This window comes from Isoptericola sp. GX10416, from assembly GCF_056590155.1.
In genome coordinates this window covers 1-1646 of record NZ_JBWPVO010000018.1, presented here as the reverse complement: position 1 = coordinate 1646, position 1646 = coordinate 1, and the positions used below count along the sequence as shown (strand labels likewise).

Here is a 1646-nt window from a genome sequence, read left to right as displayed (position 1 = left end):
CTGTCGCGTGCACGGGCATGGTGGGCTCTGTTGCAAAGATTGGCGGCAGTCAGAGGTAGGCTGTCGCTCTGCGCCGATCAGGCGGCTGCTGCGAAATGGTGGTTGAGCATGCCCATGGCCTCCGTCAGCGCCGAGGGCCCAATGCCAAAAGCTCTCTCCACAAGGCGCACCTCGCCCCTGATGCCGGGCTGCAGGCACCAGGGGCGAGCCTGTCCTTTGCGCAGGGCTCGCATGACTTCGAATCCCTTGATCGTGGCATAGGCCGTGGGGATCGATTTGAAACCGCGCACCGGCTTGATCAGTATCTTGAGCTTTCCGTGATCGGCCTCGATCACGTTATTGAGATACTTCACCTGCCGGTGGGCCGTCTCCCGGTCCAGCTTTCCTTCGCGCTTCAATTCGGTGATCGCTGCACCATAGCTCGGCGCTTTGTCGGTATTGAGCGTGGCAGGCTTTTCCCAGTGCTTCAGGCCTCGCAGGGCCTTGCCCAGGAACCGCTTCGCTGCCTTGGCGCTGCGGGTCGGCGACAGGTAGAAATCGATCGTGTCGCCCCGCTTGTCGACTGCCCGGTACAGGTAGGTCCACTTGCCCCGCACCTTGACGTAGGTTTCATCCAGGCGCCAGCTCGGATCAAAGCCACGCCGCCAGAACCAGCGCAGCCGCTTCTCCATCTCCGGGGCGTAGCACTGGACCCAGCGATAGATCGTCGTATGGTCGACCGAAATGCCGCGTTCCGCCAGCATTTCCTCAAGGTCGCGATAGCTGATCGGATAGCGACAATACCAGCGCACCGCCCACAGGATCACATCACCCTGGAAATGGCGCCACTTGAAATCCGTCATCGTTCCGTCCGTCCAATCTCCGCCAAGCATGCTCAAGCTTCACGATTTTTGCAACAGAGCCCTCGTGCGCGCACCACAGCGGAAGGTGCACCAGCTGGTACGCGAGAGGGCTGGTGGTTAGTTCCGTGTCTGGTTCGTCGCCTCGTCGATGGCTCAGGCGGTCTCGGGCGAAAGTGGCACCGTGGACCGTCGACAACAGGCTGTCGAGTGTCGTTGCTGCCAAGCTCTGAGCTGCCCGGACGTGGCCGTCGCCGTGGGCATGTACGGCATCGCGTGCGAGACCCACGAAGGTCCCGAGCTCTGATCGGGTGCAGCGATCGAGAAGTGCTTCGCAGTCGGTCAGGACCTCGTCTTCGTGGTCGACAAGCACACTGAGGACGTCGTCGTCGGGCGCCGAAAGAAGAAGCCGGCACACCGAGGTTCGCGGTACAAGGTAGAGAGAAACGCCGATGGTGCGGCCTACAACGACGACCCTCTCAACGTCGAGGTCTCCACCAAGTTGACTCAGGTTCGGAGGCAGCCCGAAGAGGCGCTCCGCCCGATCTATGCTCCCTGTGGCGAGGCCGACAAGGGCCCGTCGACCCGCAGCGTTCACGTCGAAGTTGGCAAAGGCCCGCCGAGCCGCAACGTTCATGTCGAGGCCGGCAAGGGCCCGTCGACCCGCAGCGGTCGCGTCGAAGTTGGCAAAGGCCCGCCGAGCCGCAACGTTCATGTCGAGGCCGGCAATGGCCCGTCGACCCGCAGCGGTCGCGTCGAAGTTGGCAAAGGCCCGCCGAGCCGCAACGTTCATGTCGAGGCCGGCAA

2 protein-coding genes are annotated in these 1646 nt (G+C 62.9%); both read right to left on the bottom strand.

The window, feature by feature from the left end:
- Positions 1-77: 77 nt before the first annotated feature.
- On the bottom strand, positions 78-842 hold the full coding sequence (locus ACWAT2_RS18095; protein ID WP_001389365.1) for an IS6-like element IS6100 family transposase: 765 nt from the start codon (positions 840-842) through the stop codon (positions 78-80).
- A partial coding sequence (locus tag ACWAT2_RS18090) for a hypothetical protein (protein ID WP_402377917.1) occupies positions 808-1646 on the bottom strand: 839 nt, incomplete at its 5' end. The genes ACWAT2_RS18095 and ACWAT2_RS18090, both read right to left, overlap by 35 nt.

Bases quoted from the DNA above. Each gene is read 5' to 3' on its own strand.
- ACWAT2_RS18095 (WP_001389365.1), bottom strand. From the start codon at position 842: ATGACGGATTTCAAGTGGCGCCATTTCCAGGGTGATGTGATCCTGTGG.